This window comes from Nocardioides iriomotensis (genome assembly GCF_004168035.1).
Lineage (GTDB): Bacteria > Actinomycetota > Actinomycetes > Propionibacteriales > Nocardioidaceae > Nocardioides_B > Nocardioides_B iriomotensis.
Map to the genome: position 1 here is coordinate 19,760 of NZ_SDPU01000020.1, position 23,600 is coordinate 43,359.

A 23,600-nucleotide genomic window follows, 5' to 3' on the forward strand; every position below is an offset into this window, starting at 1 on the left:
GTCGAATCATCGGCAATCCTCGGTGCGAGCCCGCCCCCCGGGCACGCGTGCTGGTGCGTAAAAGGCCTACGCAGATCGGAGGACATCCGCCTTCCGGGCCTCGGCGGTCTCGGGAACCACCTGGCCCACCAGGTCGCTGTAGAGCTCGTCGAGAGCCCGGCACATGACGTCGGTGGAGAAGTGCCCGCGTACCCGCTCGCGGCCGGCCGCGCCCATCGCCGCGGCCTCCGTCGGGTGGTCGAGCAGCCACAGCACCGAGCGCGCCATCGACGACGGATCGCCGGGCGTGGCGAGCAGGCCGGTGCAGCCGGGCTCCACCAGGTCCGGGACGCCGTTGACGGCGGTCGCCACGACCGCGCGGCCGGACGCCATCGCCTCCGTGACGGCCCGGCCCAGCCCCTCGTACCGCGACGGCACGCAGTAGACGTCGAACGCCGCGGCCACGCGTGGTGCGTCGGACCGGAACCCGGTGAACAGGATCGGCACGCCGAGCCGCTCCGCCTCGGCGTGGGTCTGCGCCTCCAGCCCGGCCGACTCCAGCGTCGCGTCCCCGACCATCACGAAGTGCACGTCGGGTCGGGACCGGTGCACCTCGGCGCACATCCGGACGAAGTCCAGCGGCGCCTTCTGCGCCACGATCCGGCCGACGGTGCCGACGACCGGCGCGCCGTCGTCGAGCCCGAGCTCGGCGAGCACGGCCGGGTCCGTCGTCGTCGGGATGTCGTCCAGCGCGACCGCCGACGGCACGACGACGATCTTGCCGGGCGGGGCGATCCGGTTGTGCACAGCCTCCTGGGCGACGCGCGGCGCCACCGCGACGTAGTGGTGGGCCATGCCCCGCACCGCGCGGTCGAGGAAGAGGTACAGGCGCCTGCGGGAACGGCTCAGCCCGTCGTGCGCGGCGAAGATGTGGAACGTGTGCACGACGACCGGCACCCGGGCGATCCGGGCAGCGACGCGAGCGATCAGGCCGGCCTTGCTGCAGTGCGTGTGCACGACCGTGAACCGCTCGCGCCGCATCAGCCGGACCAGCTCGAGGCAGGCGAGCAGGTCGTGCTTGGGCGAGATCGTCTCCTTCATGTGGCGTACGTCGACGCAGCGGACGCCGGCCGCCTCGGCCTGCTCCCACAGCGGGCCGCCCGGCATCGCGGCCACCCAGACCTCGTACCGGTCGGGGTCCATCCCGGCCGCCGAGAGCAGCGTGTTGCCGCCCGAGCCCGCGATGAACCGCGTGATGACGTGCAGCACCTTGACCTTGGGCAGCTCCGGCTGACGGGGGAGCAGCGCCCTCGGCACGATGCGGCGCGGGACGGCGGGCCAGACCGAGCGGCTCATGCGCCCGCCTCGGCCGCGGCCGTCGCCTCGTGGGCCTGCTCCCAGCCGAGCCGCGCGGCGTCGACCATGTTGGCCAGGCCGGCGTCCAGGGTCGTGCGGGGGTGGTAGCCGAAGCCCTTGCGGGCGGTCGTGGTGTCGGCCGCGGTGTGCCGGACGTCGCCGCGCTGGCTGGGCAGCCGGACCAGGTGGATCGGGCCGGCCAGCGCCTGCACCTTCTCGACCACCTCGTTCATCGTCGTGCGGGACCCGCCGCCGATGTTGGCGACGCCGACCCAGGGCGAGAGCGCCGCCTGCCGCATCGCGGTCACGACGTCCCACACGTAGGTGAAGTCGCGGCTCTGCTGCCCGTCGCCGTACAGCAGGAACGGGTCGCCGGACAGCGCGGCCTCGACCAGCCGGGTGAACGCCATGTCGGGCCGCTGCCGCGGACCGTAGACGGTGAACAGCCGCAGCGAGACCGTCGGCACGCCCGACGTGGTGCGGTACAGCTCGCAGAGGTGCTCGGCCGCCAGCTTGGTCACGCCGTACGGCGACACCGGGCGCGGCGTCAGGTCCTCGGTGGTCGGGTAGGTCTCGGCGTCGCCGTACACGGACGACGACGAGGCGTAGACGACCTTGTAGACCTTGGTGTTCCTGGCCGCCTCGAGCACCCGCTGGGTGGCGAGGATGTTGCGGGACAGGTACGGCGCGAACTCCTCACCCCACGAGGCACGCACGCCCGGCTGCCCCGCGAGGTGGTAGACCACGTCCGCCTTCTCGAAGAGCATCTCGAGCGGGGCGGTGGCCAGGTCGAGCCGGCACTCGACGAACCCCGGCCGGTTCCGCAGGTGCGCGATGTTGCGCTCCTTGCGGCGCGGGTCGTAGTAGTCGGTCAGGGAGTCGATGCCCAAGACCTCGTCGCCCTTGTCCAGCAGGTGCTGGCTCAGGTGCGACCCGATGAAACCGGCGGCGCCGGTGACGACTGCTCTCATGACTACCCTCCAGGTCGTCGTGCTCGTGTGCTGGTGCTGTGTGCTCTCTGCGACGGGTCAGGTGCGGGCCGGCATCGCGTGGACGGCTTGCTGGAGGAGGGTGAGCCGGCCGGCGTCGCCGTGCCCGAGCTCGGTGAGCGCGACCTCGAACTGCGCCAGCAGCAGGACGTCCCGCCACAGGCGCCCCGGGACGGTCAGCGCCTCCAGCGCGCCGTGCATCCCGGCCTTGACCGACGTCGCGAACTTCGTGCGTCCGGCGACGACCTCCGGCAGCCGCAGCCCGGTGGCCTCCACGGCGTACCGGCCGAGGTCGCCCAGCGGGTCGTGGTCCGCCCGCGCGAGGCTCCAGTCGTCGACCCCGATGTCGCCGTTCCGGACGAAGACGTGCCGGGCGCACAGGCACCCGTGCGTCATGGCCGTCGGCACCTCGACCTGCGCGAGCCGGCTGCGCGCGCGCAGCAGCGCGCCGATCGCCGGCCGGACGTGGGCCGCCCCGCGGTACCGGCTGAGCACCTGGTCGACCGCGCTGCGGCCGAGCTCCACGTGCCCGGGCGGACCGGACGTGGCTTCCCACAGGTCGGTGAGCCAGGCGACCACGGTGACGAACTGCTCCCGCGAGACGGTGGCCGGCGCGGGCGGGGCGCCGACGGACGCGAGCCCCGGGACCGCGGTGACGACCAGGCCGCGCTTCCCGCCCGGTCCGTCGACCCACTCCACGACGTGTGGAACGGTCGCGGCGAGCCGGCCGCGAAGCCTCTCGTCGAGGACCGCCAGGGCGCGGACCTCGTTGGTGACGGCCTCGTCGCCCCCCTGGCCGTGGGCCAGCCCGACGGCGAACCGCAGCTCGTCGGTGCCACGGTCGGCGAGGAACAGCCTGCGGGTGCCGGGCGCGGCGCCGGCGATGACGTCGGCGATGACAAGCCGCTGCTCGCGCAGCAGCTGGTCCAGGTCTCGGGGGCGCGGGTAGGGCCGCGCGGTGGGCCCACGGACCCGCGCGCTCGACTCGGTCGTGCCCCGCTCATCAGAAGTCATCGGGGTACGGCGCGGCCTGCGCGGGAATCTTCGGCACCTGCGGGTGGTAGTCCGGCAGCAGTGCGGTCAGTCCCCGGCGGACGGCGTCGCGGTCGTTGGCGGACGCGGCGTGGTACAGCGTGCGCAGCCTCTGCTGGAAGCCCCAGGCGGGCTCCGCGACGTCGGTGCGGTAGATGCGGGGGTGCTCGGTGAGCGTGGGCGTCTCGTGCTCGCTGAACAGCGTCTCGTTGAGCTTCTCGCCCGGACGCATCCCGGTGAAGACGATGTCGACGTCGCTGCGGTTCATCAGCTTCGCGAACGACTGGACGATGTCGACGATCCGCACGGGCTCGCCCATGTCGAGCACGAACACCTCGCCGCGGTCGGCGAGCCGGGCGGCCTCGACGACCAGGCCGGCGGCCTCCTCGATCGTCATGAAGAACCGGGTCATGTCCGGGTGCGTCACGGTCATCGGCAGGCCGGCGTTGAGCTGTTCGGCGAGCACGCTGAGCAGCGACCCCCGGCTGCCGAGGACGTTGCCGAAGCGGACGGACGCGACCTTCGTCGTGCCGCCGTGCTCCTGCTGGACGAGCAGCTCGGCGAGACGCTTGGTCGCGCCGAGGATCGACGTCGGGTCGGCGGCCTTGTCGGTGGAGATCAGGATGAACCGCTCGGCCTCGTACTTCAGGGCCGCCCACAGGACGTTCTCGGTGCCCCGCACGTTGGACTTCACGGCCTCGCACGGATGGCGCTCGAGCAGCGGCAGGTGCTTGTGCGCGGCCGCGTGGAAGACCAGGTCCGGGCGCGCGTCGGCGAACACCTGGTCGATGCGCTCGCGGTCGCGGATGTCGGCGACGATGCAGTCGTCGCTGTCGAGCAGGCCCTGGCCGAACAGCTCGAGCTGGAGCCGGTGCAGGTTGGACTCGTCGTGGTCGAGGAGGATCAGGCGCCTGGGTGCGAAGCCGAAGACCTGGCGGCACAGCTCGGAGCCGATCGACCCGCCGGCACCGGTGACGAGCACGACCCGGTCCTCGATCATCGCCGCGGCCTCGCGGCTGATCACGTGGACCTCCTCGCGGCCGATCAGCTGGCCGACGTCGAGCCAGCGCATGTCGCTGCCGACCACCTTCCGCTCCAGGGCGGCGACGAAGGACGGGAGGTACCGCACGCTCGCGCCCGCGCTGGAGGCGGCGTGGCCGACCTGCCGGAACACGTTGGGGTCCAGGCCGGGGATCGCGATGACGACGACGTCGACCTTCTCCTCCTCGGCGATCCGTTGGACGTCGCCGAGCCTGCCGAGCACCGGGAAGGGTGCCGGCTGCTCGCGCTCGATGAGGTTGTCGTCCGCGAAGCCGATCGGTTCGAGTCCGAACGACGGTGTGGCGGCAAGGTCCCGAGCCAATGCACGACCAGCCTCGCCCGCCCCCACGACGAGCGTGCGCAGCAGCCGCGCGGGTGCGCGGTTGGCCAGCAGCAGCGGCTCGGTCCGTTCGTTGAGCATGGTCACGGCAGTGCCTCCTGGTAGCGGTTCATCGTCGACGTGGTGCCGGGTGCGAGCTCGTGCAGGGCGTCGACCACGATGTCGACGTCCTCGTCGGCGAGCCCCTGGTGCAAGGGGAGCGAGAGCGTCTCGGCGAACACCGCGTCGGCGCCGGGCAGGCCGCCCGAAGGAACGACGCAGATGTCGCGGAAGTGCGGAAAGTGGTGGAGCGGGATGAAGTGCACGCTGGTCCCGATGCCGCGCTCGGCGAGCAGCCGGGACAGGTCGTCGCGGGTCACGCCGCTCTCGGGCGTCACCCGGACGACGTACAGGTGCCAGGCGTGCTCGCCGGTCTCCGGGTCGGTCGGCAGGACGAGGCCGGGAACGTCGGCGAGTCCCGCGGCGTACCGGCCGGCGATCTGGTGCCGGCGGACCTGCCAGGCGTCGAGGTGGCGCAGCTGCGCGCGGCCGATGGCGGCATGCACGTCGGAGAGGTTGGCCTTCACGCCGGCCTCCTCGACGGAGTACTGCCAGCTGCCGCCGGGGAGGTACCGCCGCCAGGCGTCGCTGGTCATCCCGTGCAGCCGGGTCACGCGCGCCTGGGCGGCGACCTCCTCGTCGCGGGTGGTGAGCGCGCCGCCCTCGCCGATCGGGAGGTTCTTGGTGGCGTAGAAGCTGAAGCAGGTCGCCCGGGAGAGCCCGCCGACCAGCTCGGCGCCGACGCGCGTGCCCAGCGCGTGGGCGGCGTCCTCGACGACCTGGTCGAGGGTCAGTCCGGCCGCCTCGGCCAGGGCCGCCACGTCGGCGGGGTACCCGGCGAAGTGCAGGGCGAGCATCGCCTGCACGCCACCGGCCTCCCGAGCGGCCGCGGCGCACGTGCGGGGTGACACCGTGCCGGTGTCCGGCTCGACGTCGGCGACCACCGGGACCAGGCCGGCGTGCCGGACGGCCTCGACGGCCCCGCAGAAGGTGACCGCCGGGACCAGGACCTTGGCGTCCCGTGGAAGGCGGAGGCCGCGGAAGGCGATCTCGATCGCCGCCGTGCACGACGCCACCGTTACGGCGTGCGGCACCTCGAGCCAGGCAGCGAGCTCTTCCTCGAACGCGGCGCACTCGGGACCGGTGGTGAGCCAGCCGGAGCGGAGCACACGCTCCACGGCCGGCCCGGTCTCGGGTGCCACGACAGGACGCGAGAAGGGGACGCTCTGTTGTGCCCTCGACGTCGCCGAAGTCATGGCCACCCCCACCAACCGTTCTCGAGTCCCCCCACGGGACTCCTAGAACGCTATGGACCCGAGACGCCGGCAGGATCGGGCAAGGTGACTAACCCACCTACGCCAGACGGACGGAAGATGAACGAGTGGAACTAGTCCCCGGATGAAGGCTCGGGAGAACGGTCAACGCGCCAGGGCGTCGAGCCACTCCTCGACGTTGGTCCAGCCGTCGCCGTCGACGTCGCGGTTGGAGTCCTTCACGCCCGGATTCGTGCCGTGCTCGCTCTCCCAGGTGTCCGGCACGCCGTCGCGGTCGGAGTCGGGCGGCGGAGACGTCGCGGGCAGGCTCGGCCATCCGCCGACCTGCGACGGGTCGTCGATGATCCGCCCGCCGCGGGCCCTGACCTCGCGGACGATGCGCTGGTCGACGGCGTCGCGCACCGGCCGGGTGGCGCCGGCACCCTCGAGCACCTGGTCGTACGCCGTCGTGGCGGACGTGGTGAGGGTGGCCGGAGCCGGGAACGGTGCGGAGACCATCGAGCCGCGACCCTCTGGCGAGACCGTGCGGCTCTGCGGCAGGTCGTTGCTCTTGCGGTGCGGGCCGAGGTTGCCCTTGACGTAGAACGCCCACCCGGCGCCCTTGGTGCCGTCGTAGACGTCGAGCTCCCACTCGGAGCGCTCGGTGTTCGGGCCCGGGATGTACCAGTTGCCGACGAAGTTGAAGTGTGGCTCGCCGTGGCTGTTGGACGTCAGCGCCGCGTTGTCGCCGTAGTTGTACACGATGTTGTTGCGGATGTCGGCGATGCCGGGGTTGGTCGGCTGCGGGTTGCGGTCCATGTTGTGCGCCAGCAGGTTGTGGTGGAACGAGATCCGGCCGCTCCTGTCACCGGACAGGTGCACGCCCTTGGAGTGCTCGCCCTCGGGGTGCGTCGCGCGGGACAGTCCCTCGGACACGATGTTCCAGGAGAAGGTGACGTTCTTCGCGTAGTCGTACGTCGACAGGTTCTCGTCGACCGCCCACGACACCGACGAGTGGTCGACGACCACGTCGTGCGCGTTCTCCTTGTAGACCACGATGCCGTCGGCCGAGTCGCCCTCGCCCCTGCAGGTGTTGGCGCCCCGCCGTACCCGCAGGTGCCGGACCACCACGTCGTGGGTGTAGATGCCCAGGGCCGCGTCGTCGCTGCACGGGCCGACCCGCAGCGTGATCCCGCCGCCCGGTGCGCTCTGGCCGGCGAGGGTGACGTACGGCGAGGTCAGCTCGAGCCCGGACGTCAGCGTGATCGTGCCGGAGACGCGGAACACCACGATCCGCTTGCCGCGCGCGCTGAGCGCCGCGCGCAGGCTGCCCGGCCCGCGGTCGGCCAGCGTGGTCACCAGGATGACCCGGCCGCCGCGGCCGCCCGGGGTGGCCGTCCCGAAGCCCTGCGCGCCCGGGAACGCCTTGCGCTGCGTCGCGGCCCGTGGCGTCGGCTCGTCGCCCGGTGTGCCGGTCGCTGCGGGTGCGAAGGCGGCCGTGGTGGCCGCGAGTGCGAGGGCGAGCAGGGGGCCGGTGAGACGGGACAGCGGCATGGAAGAGGTACCTCGCGGGTGCTAGGGCGTGTTGACCCATTCTGGCCACAGGCCATCTGAACGGGTCAACACCACCTACGGCTTCTCTCGCTGCTCGGGGAGTCCCACCTGTCGCGCGATCGAGACGGCGGCCAGGGTGCTGTGCACGCCGAGCTTGCGGAGCAGGTTGTTGATGTGGGTCCGGACGGTGTGCGTGGACAGGACGTAGCGGTCGGCGATCTCCTGACGTGACATGCCCTGCACCAGGCAGGACAGGATGTCGACCTCCCGGGCCGACAGCGCCTTGAGCGCCGAGCCCAGCTCCTCGCGTGCCTCCTGGGCGGTGAGCAGGGCGTCGAGCACCGGCGTGAGCAGGCGCGGCGGGATCCAGGTCTCGCCGCGGGCCACGCCGTGCAGCGTCGCCATCAGGTCGTCGAGGCCGACGGTCGGCTCGACCCAGCCCCGCACGCCCGCGCGCACGGCGCCGACCACCAGGCGTGGGTCGTCGCTGTCGCCGAGGCCGACGACCTTGAGGTCGGGGTTGACGGCACGCAGGTCGGTGAGGGTGTCCGCGAGGGCGTTGTTCGCCTCGGACATGTACATCACCAGGATGTCGGCCCGGCCGGTCATGACGGCGTGCGTCACCCAGCTCGTGCTCGTGTGTGCGGCGACCAGGTCGACGTCCCACCGGCTCTGGAGCAAGGACTCCATGCTGTCCACCCAGATCCGCATCGGGTGGTGCAGCGCGACCCTCAGGACGTCGACACCGGCCGGCGGGTCACCTGCCGTCACCATGGATGCCGCCCACTCGGTCGAGGAGACCCTCACGGCTGAGCATGGCGACCGCCTGCAGCCTCGAGTGAACCCCCATCTTCACGAAGATGCTCTGCACGTGCGTGCGCACGGTGCTCGGCGTGACGTTCATGTGCGCGACGATCTCGTTGGTGCTGCACCCGTCCACGAGCAGCTGGAGCACGTGCTGCTCGCGCGGCGTCAGCTCGTCGATCGGTGTGCGCTGCCTCGGCACGGCCGGCATGGTGCGCGAGCCGTGCAGCAGCTGCTGGTCGACGACCATCTGGCCGGACGCGACCTTGTCGAGCGCCGCGGCGATCTCCTCGATGCGCTGCGCCTTGCGGATGTAGCCGTGCACGCCGAGGTCGAGCGCGGACCGCAGCGTCTCCGGGGAGTCGCCGCCGGTGAGCATCACGACCTTGGTGTGCGGGTGGTTGGTCAGCACGGCGCGTGCCGCGTCGAGACCGGAACCCGTCGGGAACGTGACGTCCACGAGCAGGACGTCCGGGTCGTGGAGCGCCACGGCCCGGATGCCGTCCTCGGGTGTCGACACGGCGGCCTCGACGGTGTAGCCGAGGCCGCCGAGCGCAGTGGCCATCGCCTGGACGAGCAGGTGGTGGTCGTCGCAGATCACGATTCGCATGCCGCCCGCCCTCAGGCCGTCGTCCGCTCGGGCACCAGCTCGCGCGGTACCTCCGTGACGGGTGACAGCTGCGGCAGCTCGAGGCGCACCAGCGCGCCGCCGAGCGGCGACGAGTCGATGTGGAACCGGCCGTCGTACGCCGCGGCGAAGCGACGGACGGTGATCAGGCCGAGCTGCTCCTGTGGCCGGATCAGCCCGAAGCCCGGACCGCTGTCGTGCACCTCGATCGAGACCCAGCCGTTGCGGGCGCAGACCCGCACCTCGACGACGCCGTCGCCGGCGGCGCGGATGGCGTTCTCGATCAGGTTGCGGACCGCGCGGCCGAGGGCCACCGGGTCCGTGAAGGTCCAGACGTCGGCCTGGCGCAGCAGGCGCATCTCGGTGTCGCGGCCCGTCGCCACGCCACGCCACATCTGGTCGACCGCCTCACCGACGTCGACGAAGGCCTCGGTCGACCCTGCGGCCGGTGCGAGCACGCGGGTCATCCAGTCGACCTCATGCCGCATCTGCTCCAGCGTCTCGTGGACCACCGGACCCGCCAGCGGCTGGCGGTCGACGATCGCCGCCAGCAGCATCACGGCGCTCAGCGACTGCCGAACGTCGTGCCGGAGTCGCTGCTCCGTGAGCTCCCCCGTGGGCCCCCCTGCGCTTTCCCCCGTACTGCCCCCCGCTGTTCCCCGAGAACCTGTCCCAGAGGTTGTTGCCCCCCTGCTCTGCCGGCCGTGCCCCTCCCGATCGGTGCTCGACCCCATCCGAGCTTCCGTCATGCTGTTCACCCCACCCAAAGTTTTCCCAGGCGGCGTGGGGGTTGCTTCCGAGCCTTTGCTCGACTCGGCCGTACAGTCGCCCCCGCGACGCCCTCCCCGTTTTGTCCCCCGGTGCCTAGCCCCGAGCACCTGCGCGTCACCGTATGTCGGTTTGGCGTTCATGTCAGGACCTGAATCCCAGAACGACACGAACGGGCCAAACGCGGGCCCCAAGGGGTCGATGAACGTAGCCCGTCCACGCCGATCGGGCTACGCATATTTGCTGAGCGCGCGGTGGAATGTCCGTTCCGCCGGACCCGCGCGGTCCGAGGTGGGGGAGGGCGGGCGCGTAGTCCTGACTACGTCGACCGGTGGACCGGAACACTAGCCCTGCACGTCGCGACATCCCTGCACCTCCCTCGCGTGTCGTGGGAAGAGCGTGCGACGTCCGACTTCGATACGTCGAAGTGAGGAGCGGTCCAGGCCGGTGACCCCGGTCAGGTGCGCGGGACGACCACGTCGTACCGCGCGCAGACGAAGTCCCCGTTGCGCAGGGTCTCCACCAGGGCGAGGTCGAAGCGGCGTGGGAGGAGCGGGCGCCCGGAGCCCAGGGTCACCGGCGCGATCGAGACGATGACGTCGTCGAGCAGGCCGGCCTCCGCGAACTGGGCGGCCAGGTCGCCGCCGCCGACGACCCAGAGGTCCCTCCCTCCGGCGGCCGCGACCATCTCCGCGTGCACCGGCCGGACGTCGCCGGTGACGAAGCGGACGTCGGCGCCCTCGACCTTGTCGTGCGGGTGGTGCGAGAACACGAAAGCGGGCACGTCGTAGCCCCACTTCTCGTCCGTGGTCGCCATGTGGTGGCGGATCCACTCGTACGTCGTCGCGCCCATGCACAGCGCGCCGATGCCGGTGATGAACTCGGCGTAGCTGAGCGGCCCCTCGTCGCGGTGGTCCTGGACGAACAGCCAGTCGAGCGAGTCGTGCTCGTCGGCGATGTAGCCGTCCAGCGTGGTGGCGGTGTAGTAGGTCGTGCGGGTCGTGGGAGTGCTCATGCCGGGCCGGGCTCCTGTCTGTGCTGCGCGCGCAGCCAGTTGATCGGGTCGGGGTCGGGCGCGGCGGCGCCCGCCTGGCGCAGCATGTGCCGGGCGAGCTGGCGCCGGTGCGCCGAGAAGGTCAGCACGTGTGCGAGCACGCTGCCGAGCACGAAGCTCTCCGGCGGCTCGCAGAGCGCGTCGACCAGACGGTCGCCCCAGGCGCCCCGGCGGTCGATGTCGCGCACCATCGCGAGCCAGCGCGGCGCGAGCTCGCGGTGCAGGGCCGTGAGCGTCGCGACGTCGTCGGTCGCGACGTCGAACACCGGAAATGTCCGGCCCTCGACCGACGCGAGCCAGATCTCCTTGGTCCGCACCAGGTGGCTGAACACCTGGGCGAGGCACTCGTCCGGGCCGTCCCACGCGAGCGCGCTGCTGCCCTCGACCCGGACCGCGCGCCAGGCCTCGTCGTCGAGACCCTTGGCGGCCTCGAGCAGGTCGCGCACGTCGTCGAGGTCGTGCTGCACCATCAGCGCGGTCACCTCCGCGCCGGTCCCGCCGCGGCTCTCCTGGCTGTCCACCCACAACGACATCGGCGGGTGGAAGTGGATACCGTTGGGCGCCGGCAGCCAGTGCGAGACGCCCGACGCCGGGGACTCGCTGGGCGCGTGGCCGAAGGCGCGGGTGAAGGCGCGGCCGAAGCCCTCGACGCTGTCGTACCCGGCCGCGAACGCCGCGTCCGTCACCGACGAGCCCTCGCGCAGCTGCCACGCCGCTCGCTCGAGCATCACCCGGCGGCGCATCGCGACCGGTGGCTCGCCGGCACGACGGGAGAGCAGCCGTGAGAAGTGGAACGGCGACGAGTACGCGTCACCGGCCATGTCCGTGAGCGTGCGGTTGTCCTCGTCGAGCACCGCGTCGAGCAGCTCGCGCAGCCGGTCGTGGTCCGTCATGCCACCCAGTCTCGCCCGCCGCGACCGCCGTACGCCCGACCGATCTTGCGGTTCCGTGGACGCGCTTTGCTGACTAGGTTCGGAGCATGACGACCTCGGAGTCCTCCGTTTTGTCCGAAGCGCGCGGAGAGACCACGCCGCCGCTGATCGAGGAGACGATCGGAGCGAACCTCACGCGCATCGCGCGCGAGCACGCCGACCGCGAGGCGCTGGTCGAGGTCGCGAGCGGGCGGCGGTGGACCTACGCCGAGCTCGACGCCGACGTCGACCGGGTCGCGCGCGGACTGCTCGCCGGCGGCATCGCCAAGGGCGACCGGGTGGGGATCTGGTCGCCCAACTGCGCGGAGTGGACGCTGGTGCAGTACGCCACCGCGAAGATCGGCGCGATCCTGGTCAACGTCAACCCGGCGTACCGGACCCACGAGCTGGCCTACGTCCTCAACCAGTCCGGTTTGCGGCTTCTGGTGTCGGCGACGGACTTCAAGACCAGTGACTACCGCGCGATGGTCGGCGAGGTCCGTGAGCAGGCGGACGCGCTGGACCGCGTCGTCTTCCTCGGTACGCCCGACTGGGACGAGCTGCTCGCGGCGGGGGAGGACCTCCCGGCCGACGCTGTGGGCGAGCGGATGGCCACGCTGGAGAACACCGACCCGATCAACATCCAGTACACCTCCGGCACGACCGGCTTCCCCAAGGGCGCGACGCTGTCGCACCGGAACATCCTGAACAACGGGTTCTTCACGACCGAGCTGATCAACTTCACGCACGAGGACCGGCTCGCGATCCCGGTGCCCTTCTACCACTGCTTCGGCATGGTGATGGGCAACCTCGGCTGCACCACGCACGGCGCGGCCATGGTCATCCCGGCGCCCGGCTTCGACCCCGGCATCACGCTGCAGGCCGTGCAGGACGAGCGCTGCACCGGCGTGTACGGCGTGCCGACGATGTTCATCGCGATGCTGAGCCACGCCGACTTCGACTCGTTCGACCTGTCCTCGCTGCGCACCGGCGTCATGGCCGGCTCGATCTGCCCGGTCGAGGTGATGAAGCGCTGCGTGAACGACATGCACATGGCCGAGGTGTCCATCGCCTACGGCATGACCGAGACGTCGCCGGTCTCGTGCCAGACCCGCAGCGACGACGACCTCGACCGCCGTACCGCCACCATCGGCCGGGTCCACCCGCACGTCGAGATCAAGATCGTCGACCCGGTGAGCGGGGAGACCGTGCCGCGCGGGGAGCCGGGCGAGCTGTGCACGCGCGGCTACTCGGTGATGATCGGCTACTGGGACGACCCGGAGAAGACCGCCGAGGCCGTCGACGCCGACGGCTGGATGCACACCGGCGACCTCGCGGAGATGCGCGAGGACGGCTACTGCAACATCGTCGGCCGGATCAAGGACATGGTCATCCGCGGTGGCGAGAACATCTACCCGCGCGAGATCGAGGAGTTCCTCTACACCCACCCCGACATCGAGGACGTGCAGGTGATCGGCGTCCCCGACGAGAAGTACGGCGAGGAGCTCTGCGCCTGGATCAAGATGAAGGACGCCGGCACTGGTCCCCGTCGCCCCCTCGATGCCGATGCCGTGCGGGAGTTCGCGACCGGCAAGCTCGCGCACTACAAGATCCCGCGCTACGTGATGGTCGTCGAGGAGTTCCCGATGACCGTGACCGGCAAGATCCGCAAGGTGCAGATGCGTGAGGAGACCGCCGACAAGCTCGGCCTCGCCTGACTCACGGTTCGGTCCTGCGCAGGGCGTCGCGACGTGCCGGTCGTGCGTCGGGCGAGGGGCCGGGGAAGATCGGCACCCGGTCAGGCACCTGTGCGGTGCCGATCGTGCGTCAGCCGATGCGCAGGTAGGTGCGGCGGTCGCTGCCGGCGTACTGCACGACCGCGAGCCACTGCTGCGTGGTGTCGAGGCCGTCCCAGCCGAGGGTGTAGCCGAACTCGTCCCCGGGGCGCGACGGCGCGGTCCCGGGCGTGACGGTCAGCGGGCTGCCGCCGGTCGCGCCGACGACCCAGCTCGTCAGGGAGGCGGTGGCGGTGGACCCGTTGCCGGCGCGGGCGGCGTTGACGAGCACGCGGTAGGTGCCGGGCTCGGGGTCGTCGACGGTGGCCACCGCGTCGGCGGCCCCGCTGGTCGTCGCCGTGACGAGGGCGCCGTCGCGGTAGACGTACAGGTCGAAGTCGTCGCCGGCGCTACGCGCGGTCACCTCGAACCGTGCGGCGACCACGCCGTCCGGGACGCTGACGTCGGTGGCGAAGGTGTCGGCGTCCGGATCGGGCGTCGCGGCGTCGAAGGAGCCCGGCCGCAGGCTGAGGCCGACCGGGTTGGCGCCGACGAGACCGCTGGCGGTCACGTCGACCGGGGTGCCGCGTCCGCTGCGGCCGGTGACCGGCAGCGAGCCGCTCGGGGCGTCGGAGCCGACCTCGCCGGGCGCGGAGACGACGGCGGTGCGCACCACGACGGGCATCCGGGCCTGGTGGCTGAGGCCGGTCCAGGTGATCGCGCCGCGGCTGAAGTCGGTTGTCGGCGCGTCGGGGGAGGCGACCAGCCGGATCCGCACCCGACGCGAGTCGCCGGGCCCCAGCGTCACGACCGACGGCCGGACCCGGGCGCTCACGCCGGGGAGGCCGGAGATCGAGGCGGTGTAGGTCTCGGTGGTCTCCGCGACGTTGGTGAGCCGTCGCACGACGCTGGTTCGGCCGAGCAGCGAGCCGACGGCGACGGACGGGACGTTGAGGTCCTGCGGACGGACGTCGCCGCGCAGGAACGCGCGCCACGCGGCCGGGCCGGCGTCGACGACGAGCCCGGGGTCGAGGAAGCGCGACGGGTCGACGTGGCCGGCGCCCTGGGCGAACGTGTCCGCGCCGCCCTGGACGTCGTACGCCGTCATCGTCATCGCCGAGCGGATCCGGGCCGGCGACCAGGACGGGTGCTGCGCCCGCACCAGCGCGGCGAGGCCCGCGACGTGCGCCGTGCTGACCGACGTGCCGGACATCAGGTCCCACAGCCGGCCGGACGCGCCGGGCGGGGCGGTCGCGCCGACGACGGCGACGCCGGGCGCGGTCAGGTCGGGCTTGAGCACGTCGCCGCCGGCGACCGGGCCGCGCGCGGAGAACCCGGCGACGGTCGGCACCGGCACGTCCTCGCTCGCCGACGCGTCCAGCGCCACCCGGGCGTCGTCGCCGGCGTCGCGCACGTAGGCCTCGACCGACGCGGCGTCGGCGGCGTCGAGGTGGACGGTGGGGACGGCGTGCACGTCGGCGTCGACGCTGTCGGGATGCGTGTTGGCGAGCACCATGCCGACGCCGCCGGCCTGGGCGACGGCCGTGGACTTGTCGACGCGGGCGATCACGCCGCGCTCGCAGACCACGACGGCACCCTGCACCGTGGCGGCGTCGAGCCGGCCCTCCTCGCAGCGGGCGGCGGCGTCGGGCGGCGCACCGGCGGCGGCCGCGTCCCGGGCGAGCACCACGCGGGTCTCGGGCAGCGAGCGGCGCGCCGTCATGGCGCCGACGTAGGACGTGCCGTCGGGCAGGCGTACGGCGCCCTGGTGGAGGCGCGACGTGCTCGCCGCCACGGTGGTCACCCACGGCGCCGTGTTGCCGACCGTGCCGGGGTCGGGGCCGTTGTTGCCGGCCGCCGCGGCGACGAAGACGCCGGCGGCGGTGGCACCCAGGAATGCCCGCGAGACCGAGTCGCCCGGGTCGTCCGCGCCGGAGACCGAGTAGTTGAGGACGTCCACGCCGTCGGCGACCGCGCGGTCGATGGCCGCGACGGTGTCGGCGGTGGCGCAACCGTCGTCGCCGGGGTCGGGCGCGGTCCAGCACGCCTTGTAGACCGCGATCCGCGCGGCAGGCGCGACCCCGGTGTCGCGACCGAACCGCTGGCCGTCGACGGTCACCTCCACGTCGCGCGCACCGGCGACGACCGAGGCGGCGTGCGAGCCGTGCCCGGTCGTGTCGCGTGGCGAGAGCACCTCGGTGCTGGCCAGCCGGTCGACGCCGAAGCCGCGCACGAACCAGCGAGCCGACACCACCCGTCCGTTGCAGTCGGAGGCGCTCCAGCGCTCGGCCGACGCGCACGCGCCGTGGAAGCCGGGCACGCCCTTGGCCTGGCCGGGCCGGGCCTGCGCGAGGCCTTCGAAGCTCGGGTTGTCCGGCCAGAGGCCGGTGTCGACGACGCCGACGACGACACCGCGTCCGGCGTCGTGCACGCCGCCGACCTGCCGCCAGGCCCCGCCGGCATCGTCGAGGTCGAGGAAGCGCGAGTCGTCGGAGGCGGTGCGCCGGGTGGTGCTGCGCTCCACGAGCAGCACGTCGTCGCGGGCGCGGAGCGCCTTGACCTGGCCGCCGTCGAGCACGGCGGCGAAGCCGTTGAGCGCGGTCGTGTAGCGGTACAGGACCTCGGGCGAGCCGATCGCCTCGATCACCCGGTCCTGCCGCTCCCGCAGCCGGGCCCGGTAGGCCGTCACGCCGGGCTCGGTGCGGTCGAACCGCTCGCCCGCCGCGGGCCGGGTCGTGCGGTGGGCCGCCGCCGGCTGCCCGGCGAGCGTGACGACGTACAGCCCCGGCCGGGTGGCGTGGACCGGACCGGCAGCGGGCGCGGCGGCCTGGACACTGGCCGTCGTCGGGACCGCGAGAGCCCCGGCCGCGAGCAGCACGCCGATGACCGCGCCGAGGGCGCGGTTGGTACGGGTGCGACGACGGGGGTCCACGGGCGTGCCTTCGTTCGAGAGGCACCTATGGTCCCAGGGGCCTCACTGGTAAGCAACGGGTGGCCCGCCCGCACCTCCGGGGGCGCCTGGCGGCCACCTACAGTTGCTGCGTGACCGCCGCGCCCCTCGTCGTCGGGTTCGACCTCGACATGACGCTCATCGACACCCGTCCCGGGTTCGCGGCGACCCTCCAGGCGCTCAGCGACGAGACCGGTGTCGTGATGGACGTGGCCGGCATGTGCGAGAACCTCGGCCCGCCCCTCGACCACCTGCTCTCGCCGTACTTCCCGGTCGAGCAGGTGCAGCCGCTCATCGACCGGTTCCGGGAGATCTACCCCGACATCGCGGTCCCGCCGACCCTCGCGCTCGCCGGCGCGCACGACGCGCTCGCGGCCGTCCGTCGGCACGGCGGTACGTCGGTGCTGGTCACCGGCAAGTTCACCCGCAACGCCGTGCTCCACGTCGAGGCGCTCGCGTTCGACGTCGACCACGTCGTCGGCGAGGTGTGGGGCGTCGGCAAGGCGGGGGTGCTCACCGAGCACGGTGCCCGCGTGTACGTCGGCGACCACGTCCACGACGTCGAGGGAGCCCGGGCCGCCGGCGCGTTGAGCGTCTCGGTGCTCAGCGGGGGCTGCACCGCCGAGGAGCTGCGCGCAGCGGGCACGGACGTGCTGCTGGAGAGCCTCGACGAGTTCCCGGCCTGGCTGGAGGCGCACGTGCTCGAGACGCGTCTCGCCGCGCTCGAGGAGGACCTGCGGCGGCGCGGGTCCGTGCTCGTCGCCTTCTCCGGCGGCGCCGACAGCGCGTTCCTGCTGGCCGCGGCCGTGCGCGCGCTCGGGCCCGGCCACGTCGCCGCCGCGACGGCGTACTCCGACTCGCTCCCCGTGGCCGAGCGCGACCCCGCCCGGGCGTTCGCGGAGTCGCTCGGCGTCCGGGTGCTGACCCCACGCACGCACGAGATGGAGCGCGAGGGCTACCGGGCCAACGCGGCGGACCGCTGCTACTTCTGCAAGGCCGAGCTGCTCGACGTGCTCACGCCGCTCGCCGCCGAGCACAGCCTCGCGCACGTCGCGACGGGCACCAACGCCGACGACGTGGTCGCCGGCTTCCGGCCGGGCATCCGCGCCGCCGACGAGCGCGGCGCCGTCACCCCGCTCGCCGACGCCGGGCTCACCAAGGCGCAGGTGCGGGCCGCGTCGCGCGCCTGGGACCTGCCGACCTGGGACAAGCCGGCCGCGGCCTGCCTGTCCTCGCGGGTGGCGTACGGCGTGGAGGTGACCCCGCACCGGCTCGCCCGCGTCGAGCGGGCCGAGGTCGCGGCCCGTGCCGCCCTCGCCGACGTCGGCATCGAGGTGCGCGACCTCCGGGTGCGCGACCTGGGCGACGCGGCCCGGCTCGAGGTCGACGCCGCCGCGGTGCCCGCCGTCGAGGCCGCTCCCGACGTGCTCGCCGCGGTCCGTGCCGCCGGGTTCGACGCGGTCGAGCTCGACCCCCGTGGCTTCCGCTCGGGCGCGATGAACGAGCGTCTCGCGGATCCCGACCGCTACCGCTAGCTCACCCGAATCCCAGGTGAACGGCGGCCACCGGTCGCCGTACGCTAGGCATTTCCACCCCCGCACGACTCCGCGGCACCCCCGCGGACCGAGAACAGATGAGGTCATCGCCGTGCCGACTGGCAAGGTCAAGTGGTACGACGCCGAGAAGGGATTCGGCTTCCTCTCGCAGGACGAGGGCGGCGACGTCTACGTCCGCAACGACGCGCTGCCCGCCGGCGTGACGACGCTGAAGGCGGGCACCCGGGTGGAGTTCGGCATCGCCCAGGGCCGGCGCGGCGACCAGGCCCTCCAGGTGCGGCTGCTCGAGCCGGCCCAGTCGGTGTCGAAGGGGATGCGCCGCAAGCCGGCCGACATGGTCACGATCGTCGAAGACCTCTACCGCCTGCTGGAGAACATCGAGAAGGGCTACCGCAACGGGCGGCACCCCGACCCGAAGACCGCCAAGCCGACGGCCAAGCTGCTGCGCGCGCTCGCCGACGAGCTGGAGCTCTAACCCCCGCGGGTCGACGCCACCGGTTCCTCGCGCTCCGGCGCGGGGTCGCGGTGGCGCAGCGTGCTGAGCACGAACGCCGACCAGAGCACGAGCACGGCGGCGGTCACGCCCAGGCCGATCTCGGGCACCAGCGGCAGCCCGATGCCGAGGAAGCCACCCACCACCCAGGACAGCTGGAGCAGCGTCTCGGACCGGGCGAACGCGCTCGCGCGGGTGCGCTCGGGCACCTCGCGCTGGATCAGCGCGTCGAGGGAGAGCTTGCCGAACGACTGGGCCAGGCCGGCGGTCAGGCCGAGGAGCACGGCGGTCGGCAGCCCGTAGAACACCGCGACGACCACGGTGACCACGGCGTCGGCGAGCAGCGCCACGACGACGGTGATCTCCGGGCGCACGTTGCGCAGGATCGAGCCGAGCGTGATGCCGATCGTGCTGCCGAGGCCGGCCGCGCCGATCACGAGGCCGAGCAGCAGCTCGGGACGCGCCTCCCAGCCCGGGAACGGCTCGTCGCGCAGCAGGAACGCCATGAACATCGTCAGGAAGCCCGACAGCAGCCGCAGCCCGGCGTTGCTGCGCAGCCCCAGGACGACCGCCCGCGGCACGGCCGGGCGCTTCCGGCGCCGCCACATCGGCTCCCGGTCACCGGCGGCGTGGTCGACCTGGGCGGGCAGCAGGATCGCCAGGATCGTGCCGCCGACGAACACCAGGAACGCGTAGCGCAGCGACCACTCCGCCCCCAGCGTCGACGCCCCGATCGCGATGGGGGCGGAGACGGCCGCGCCCGCGACGCCGGCCAGCGAGATCCGGGAGTTGGCCTTGACCAGGTTGAGCCGGTCCGGCAGCAGCCGAGGTACGGCGGCGGCCCGGGTGACGCCGTACGCCTTCGAGGCGACGAGGCAGCCCAGCGCCGCCGGGAAGAGCGCGGCCGACTCCGACACGACCGCGTCGGCCAGCACCCAGCACAGGAAGCCACGCAGCGCCATCGTGGCGCCGATCGCCCAGCGACGGCCCTGGCCGTAGCGGTCGAGGAACGGCCCGATCAGCGGCGCGACGATCGCGAACGGGAGCATGGTCAGGCCGAGGAACATCGCCACCTGACCGCGCGCCTGCTCGGTCGGCACCTGGAAGAACAGCGTGCCGGCCAGCGAGATCGCCACCGCCGCGTCGCCGGCGGCGTTGAACGCGTGCAGCTCGATCAGCCGGTACAGCCCGCTCTGGCCGGCCCCCTCCGCGCTGCTGGCCCGGCGGGCCTGGCGGAGCGTGAAGCCGGCCGCCGTACCCGTGGCCTGGCCGGCGCGCCGAGCACCCTCCGCCGACCACGACCCCACCCGACGCACGCCGCGGCCGGTCGCGGCCGCGGCCCGGGAGGCGCCGCGCCCGGCGGCGCGGGCCCGGTCGCCGGCCGACGACCGGGTCGGGCCCGGGGTGTCGTCGGCGTGCTCGTCGGCCATGACCCCATCTTGCCCAACGGATCTTGCCCAACGGATCCGACGGCCCGGCGCGACAACCGGCCACCTGGTGAGGAACAATCGATCCTCGTGACTGTCGAGGCGCCCACCAAGCCCAAGGCCGCGAAGGTCGGCAAGGCCGACTCCGTCGGCATGAAGGCCGTCGACGCCGCCCGCGAGGCGCTGCTCCAGGCCGTCGACGTGGTCGACGTGGGGGAGCACCTCGGTCACGTCGCCGAGGACGACCGGGTCGTCACGCACTTCTTCGCCTGCGTCCGGCCGGGCTACAGCGGCTGGCGCTGGTCGGTGACCGTCGCCCGCGCGCCGCGGCAGAAGACCGTCACCATCGACGAGGTCGTGCTGCTGCCCGGCGACGAGGCCATCGTCGCCCCGGCCTGGGTGCCCTACCGCGACCGGATCAAGCCCGGCGACCTCAGCCCCGGCGACCTGCTGCCCACCGACGAGGACGACCCGCGGCTGGTCCCCGGCTACACCGCCGGCGACGACGTGGTCGACCAGGACAGCGTCCGCGAGCTCGCCCACGAGGTCGGGCTCGGCCGTCCCCGCGTGCTGTCGCTCGAGGGCCGCGACCTGGCCGCGCAGCGCTGGTACGACGGCTCCCACGGCCCCGAGGCGGCCATCGCGCAGTCGGCGCCCGGCGCCTGCGGGTCGTGCGGCTTCCTGGTCCGGCTCGCCGGCCCGATGTCGACGCTGTTCGGTGTCTGCGCCAACGCCTACGCCAACGACGACGGCCGCGTGGTCTCCTTCGACCACGGCTGCGGCGCGCACTCCGAGGCGCGGCTCTCGCGCAAGAACCTCCCGCAGCCCCTTCCCGAGCCGGTCCTCGACACCCTCACCTGGGACGACCTCGACCAGTTCTGAGTGTGGTCACAGACCGGCCCACGATCCCGCACCTGGACACAGACCGGCCCACGGCCCGGCACCTGAATACAGACCCGCCCACGATCCCGCAAGGTGAGGGGGCCATTGCCTGGAGCGAGCCGCTAGGCGAGGGACGGGCAATTGACCCCTCACCGCCCGGCAGGAAGATCACGCACGCAGGGACCGCGGAAGCCTGTCTGAAAGCCAGCCACAGCTGCTCGAAGAGCCAGCCAGAGGCCGGATCAGTTGGTGGGGTCCAGCGAGACCTTGCCGGGCTCCCGGTTCGCCCGCCGGTTGCGGCGACGGCGGCAGTAGTCCCAGCCGATGACGCCCAGCCCGAACCCGGCCAGGCAGGTCCACAGCCACCACAGCCGGTCGGCCTCGGCCAGCCGCCCGGCGAACGGCAGCAGCATCACGAACCCGAGCAGCCACAGGCCGGAGCCGACCGCCACGGTGCGCACGCCGTCGACGTCGAGCGGGTCGACGTCGGCCACGATGTAGGTGCGCTTGCCGATCTCGTGCGTCTTCAGCTCGGCCGACTCGTCCGCGGGCACGCCGGAGGCGTCGTGCGGGTGCTCGGCGGGCTGGTCCACGCGACGAATCTATCCCGCCGGTCGTGCGCCGGGTGAGACCGCCCTCCTGGCAGCACGCCCGAAACGTCGGATCTGGCAACATACGTGTCGCTGACGCCGGTTTCGCCCCGGCGTGAGCGTCTTCCCCGGCTTCCCCACGGCTCTGCGTTCGTCCCTGCTTCCATCACCCCTCCCTGCCCGAGGAGAGTCCCGAGAGTGGACACGTTCTTCAAGATCACCGAGCGCGGCTCGACCGTCGGCCGCGAGATCCGCGGCGGCGTCGTCACGTTCTTCACGATGGCCTACATCATCGTGCTCAACCCGATCATCCTGCTGACCGCGCCCGACGCCGACGGCAACTTCCTCGCCGGGGGCGACTTCCCCGGCATCGCCGCCACCACCGCGCTGGTCGCCGGCGTCCTGACGATCCTGATGGGTGTCGTCGCCAACTACCCCCTCGCGCTCGCCGCCGGCCTCGGCCTCAACGCGTTCGTCGCGTTCTCGATCGCCTCCCAGATGACCTGGGCCGACGCGATGGGCCTCGTGGTGCTCGAGGGCCTGATCATCCTGATCCTGGTGCTGACCGGCTTCCGCGAGGCGGTGTTCCACGCGGTGCCCGGCCAGCTGAAGATCGCCATCAGCGTCGGCATCGGCCTGTTCATCGCGCTGATCGGCCTGGTGGACGCGGGATTCGTGCGCCGTACCGGCGCGGGCCCGGTGCCCGTCGAGCTCGGTTCCGGCGGCGCCCTGGTGGGCTGGCCGGTGCTGGTGTTCGTGATCGGCCTCGGGCTGATGATCACGCTGTACGTCAAGAAGGTGAAGGGCGCGATCCTCATCTCGATCGCCATCACCACGGTCATCGCGATCATCGTCGAGGCGATCGCGAACGTCGGTCCGATGGTCGACGGCGACAACTACAACCCCAAGGGCTGGAACCTCAACGTGCCGGCCTTCCCGGACTCGATCGCGGCGGTGCCGTCCTTCCCGGCGCTCGGGGAGTTCTCCCTGCTCGGGTCGTTCGAGCGGGTCGGGATCGTGACCACGGTGCTGTTCATCTTCACCCTGATGCTCGCCGACTTCTTCGACACGATGGGCACGATGACCGCGATCGGCGCCGAGGCCGGCCTGCTCGACGAGGAGGGCGCGCCGCCGAACACCCGCCGGATCCTCGTGGTCGACTCGGTCGCCGCGGCGGCCGGTGGTGCCGCGTCGGTGTCGAGCAACACGTCGTACATCGAGTCGGCGACCGGCGTCGCCGAGGGCGCACGCACCGGCCTCTCCAGCATCGTCACCGGCGTGCTGTTCCTGCTCGCCACGATCTTCGCGCCGCTCGTCGAGATCATCCCCAACGAGGCCGCCGTCCCGGCGCTGGTGCTCGTCGGCTTCCTGATGATGCAGCAGGTCAAGAACATCGACTGGGACGACGTCGAGATCGCGATCCCGGCGTTCCTGACCATTGCGCTGATGCCGTTCACCTACTCGATCTCGGTCGGCATCGGCGCCGGCTTCTGCGCCTACGTCCTGGTCAAGGTCGTGCGCGGCAAGGCCAACCAGATCCACGCGCTGATGTGGGTCGTCGCGGCGCTGTTCGTCGTGTACTTCGCGATCGACCCGATCAAGCAGCTCTTCGCCTGACCGACCTCAGGCGCCGTCGGTACGGCGGCGTTGCTCCTGCCAGCGCTGGAGCGTCGCCGCCGTCTCGGCGTGCATGAAGCCGAAGAAGTCCTCGGACTCCAGCAGGCGACGGCCGCCGCGGCTGTCGACGCCGACCATCCCGGCCGCGTCGCGCATCGCCTCCTGCCACTGTCGCAGCACCGGCAGCCGCGCCGCCATGATCGTCGACCAGACGTCGTCGTCGTACACGCGGTAGACCTCGGCGCGCTGCCCCGGAACCCGCTCGCGGAAGAGCAGCCGGGCGGCGGTCAGGAAGCGCACGGCACCCGACACCGCGGCCGGGCTGATCTGCAGGGCGTCGGCGAAGTCGGCCGCCGTGTAGCGGTCGGAGTCCTCCGCGAGCACGTAGGCGAACACCCGGGCGGCCATCCGTGGGATGCCGCTCTCGGTGAGCAGTGCTGCCACGCGCTCGACGGCGGCCATGAGCTGGTCGGGGTCCTGTGGGCGCAGTGGCGCGGCGGTCATGTCAGCATCATAGACTTCAAAACATTCACAAATCTGTGAATCCGGTGCCAGACTGTCG

At 72.5% G+C, this 23,600-nt stretch carries 20 protein-coding genes; 5 read left to right on the top strand and 15 right to left on the bottom strand.

Annotation, left to right across the window (positions count from 1 at the left end):
- Nucleotides 1-66: 66 nt before the first annotated feature.
- From ETU37_RS06755 to ETU37_RS06805, 11 genes are all read right to left on the bottom strand, one after another.
- Nucleotides 67-1,335: a glycosyltransferase family 4 protein gene (locus tag ETU37_RS06755; RefSeq protein ID WP_129986498.1), complete on the bottom strand. Its 1,269-nt coding sequence runs from the start codon at nucleotides 1,333-1,335 to the stop codon at nucleotides 67-69.
- Entirely contained in the window at nucleotides 1,332-2,306 is a 975-nt protein-coding gene (locus ETU37_RS06760) for an NAD-dependent epimerase/dehydratase family protein (RefSeq protein ID WP_129986499.1), read from the bottom strand. Before ETU37_RS06760 ends, ETU37_RS06755 begins: the two co-directional genes overlap by 4 nt.
- Nucleotides 2,307-2,363: 57 nt before the next feature.
- The gene (locus tag ETU37_RS06765; RefSeq protein WP_129986500.1) at nucleotides 2,364-3,338 is read right to left on the bottom strand and encodes a hypothetical protein; all 975 of its coding nucleotides are present in this window, start codon (nucleotides 3,336-3,338) and stop codon (nucleotides 2,364-2,366) included.
- The gene (locus tag ETU37_RS06770; RefSeq protein WP_129986923.1) at nucleotides 3,328-4,818 is read right to left on the bottom strand and encodes a polysaccharide biosynthesis protein; all 1,491 of its coding nucleotides are present in this window, start codon (nucleotides 4,816-4,818) and stop codon (nucleotides 3,328-3,330) included. The genes ETU37_RS06765 and ETU37_RS06770 overlap by 11 nt, the downstream gene beginning before the upstream one ends.
- Before the next feature lie 2 nt (nucleotides 4,819-4,820).
- The gene (locus ETU37_RS06775; protein ID WP_206053776.1) at nucleotides 4,821-5,978 is read right to left on the bottom strand and encodes a DegT/DnrJ/EryC1/StrS family aminotransferase; all 1,158 of its coding nucleotides are present in this window, start codon (nucleotides 5,976-5,978) and stop codon (nucleotides 4,821-4,823) included.
- A 216-nt stretch (nucleotides 5,979-6,194) separates the two neighbouring features.
- Entirely contained in the window at nucleotides 6,195-7,583 is a 1,389-nt protein-coding gene (locus ETU37_RS06780) for a pectate lyase (RefSeq protein WP_129986502.1), read from the bottom strand.
- 75 nt (nucleotides 7,584-7,658) lie between these two features.
- Nucleotides 7,659-8,357: a LuxR C-terminal-related transcriptional regulator gene (locus ETU37_RS06785; RefSeq protein WP_129986503.1), complete on the bottom strand. Its 699-nt coding sequence runs from the start codon at nucleotides 8,355-8,357 to the stop codon at nucleotides 7,659-7,661.
- Nucleotides 8,341-8,997: a response regulator gene (locus tag ETU37_RS06790; RefSeq protein ID WP_129986504.1), complete on the bottom strand. Its 657-nt coding sequence runs from the start codon at nucleotides 8,995-8,997 to the stop codon at nucleotides 8,341-8,343. Before ETU37_RS06790 ends, ETU37_RS06785 begins: the two co-directional genes overlap by 17 nt.
- An 11-nt stretch (nucleotides 8,998-9,008) precedes the next feature.
- Nucleotides 9,009-9,572: a sensor histidine kinase gene (locus tag ETU37_RS23110; protein ID WP_240755640.1), complete on the bottom strand. Its 564-nt coding sequence runs from the start codon at nucleotides 9,570-9,572 to the stop codon at nucleotides 9,009-9,011.
- Between the two features lie 668 nt (nucleotides 9,573-10,240).
- Nucleotides 10,241-10,798, bottom strand: coding sequence for a dihydrofolate reductase family protein (locus ETU37_RS06800; RefSeq protein ID WP_129986506.1), 558 nt, complete (start codon nucleotides 10,796-10,798; stop codon nucleotides 10,241-10,243).
- The gene (locus ETU37_RS06805) at nucleotides 10,795-11,730 is read right to left on the bottom strand and encodes a helix-turn-helix domain-containing protein (RefSeq protein ID WP_129986507.1); all 936 of its coding nucleotides are present in this window, start codon (nucleotides 11,728-11,730) and stop codon (nucleotides 10,795-10,797) included. The genes ETU37_RS06800 and ETU37_RS06805 overlap by 4 nt, the downstream gene beginning before the upstream one ends.
- A gap of 86 nt (nucleotides 11,731-11,816) precedes the next feature.
- Here ETU37_RS06805 and ETU37_RS06810 point away from each other — a divergent pair, with 86 nt between their 5' ends.
- Nucleotides 11,817-13,466, top strand: coding sequence for an AMP-binding protein (locus ETU37_RS06810; protein WP_129986508.1), 1,650 nt, complete (start codon nucleotides 11,817-11,819; stop codon nucleotides 13,464-13,466).
- Nucleotides 13,467-13,575: 109 nt separating this feature from the next.
- Here ETU37_RS06810 and ETU37_RS06815 read toward each other — a convergent pair whose 3' ends face one another.
- A complete protein-coding gene (locus ETU37_RS06815; protein WP_129986509.1) occupies nucleotides 13,576-16,455 on the bottom strand; it encodes a S8 family serine peptidase in 2,880 nt (959 codons plus the stop codon).
- A gap of 110 nt (nucleotides 16,456-16,565) precedes the next feature.
- Between ETU37_RS06815 and larE the strand changes: the two genes are divergently transcribed.
- Together larE and ETU37_RS06825 are read left to right on the top strand one after the other, a co-directional pair.
- Nucleotides 16,566-18,008, top strand: a complete 1,443-nt coding sequence (gene larE / locus ETU37_RS06820) for an ATP-dependent sacrificial sulfur transferase LarE (RefSeq protein ID WP_240755590.1) — start codon at nucleotides 16,566-16,568, stop codon at nucleotides 18,006-18,008.
- 112 nt (nucleotides 18,009-18,120) lie between these two features.
- Nucleotides 18,121-18,504 (top strand): cold-shock protein, encoded by a 384-nt coding sequence (locus ETU37_RS06825; protein ID WP_129986510.1) that lies wholly within the window; start codon nucleotides 18,121-18,123, stop codon nucleotides 18,502-18,504.
- Here the strand turns inward: ETU37_RS06825 and ETU37_RS06830 are convergent.
- Nucleotides 18,501-19,952 (bottom strand): MFS transporter, encoded by a 1,452-nt coding sequence (locus ETU37_RS06830; protein ID WP_129986511.1) that lies wholly within the window; start codon nucleotides 19,950-19,952, stop codon nucleotides 18,501-18,503. The two genes, ETU37_RS06825 and ETU37_RS06830, sit on opposite strands and share 4 nt — an antisense overlap.
- A 150-nt stretch (nucleotides 19,953-20,102) precedes the next feature.
- Here ETU37_RS06830 and ETU37_RS06835 point away from each other — a divergent pair, with 150 nt between their 5' ends.
- Entirely contained in the window at nucleotides 20,103-20,831 is a 729-nt protein-coding gene (locus ETU37_RS06835) for a DUF3027 domain-containing protein (protein WP_129986925.1), read from the top strand.
- A gap of 242 nt (nucleotides 20,832-21,073) precedes the next feature.
- Here the strand turns inward: ETU37_RS06835 and ETU37_RS06840 are convergent, their stop codons facing one another.
- A complete protein-coding gene (locus ETU37_RS06840) occupies nucleotides 21,074-21,424 on the bottom strand; it encodes a DUF2530 domain-containing protein (protein WP_240755592.1) in 351 nt (116 codons plus the stop codon).
- Nucleotides 21,425-21,619: 195 nt separating this feature from the next.
- Here ETU37_RS06840 and ETU37_RS06845 point away from each other — a divergent pair, with 195 nt between their 5' ends.
- Nucleotides 21,620-23,038, top strand: a complete 1,419-nt coding sequence (locus ETU37_RS06845) for an NCS2 family permease (RefSeq protein ID WP_338068608.1) — start codon at nucleotides 21,620-21,622, stop codon at nucleotides 23,036-23,038.
- 6 nt (nucleotides 23,039-23,044) lie between these two features.
- On the opposite strand, the gene ETU37_RS06850 is transcribed toward ETU37_RS06845, so the two are convergent.
- Complete coding sequence (locus tag ETU37_RS06850; protein WP_129986512.1) at nucleotides 23,045-23,542, bottom strand: GbsR/MarR family transcriptional regulator; 498 nt, start codon at nucleotides 23,540-23,542, stop codon at nucleotides 23,045-23,047.
- Between the last annotated feature and the right edge of the window lie 58 nt (nucleotides 23,543-23,600).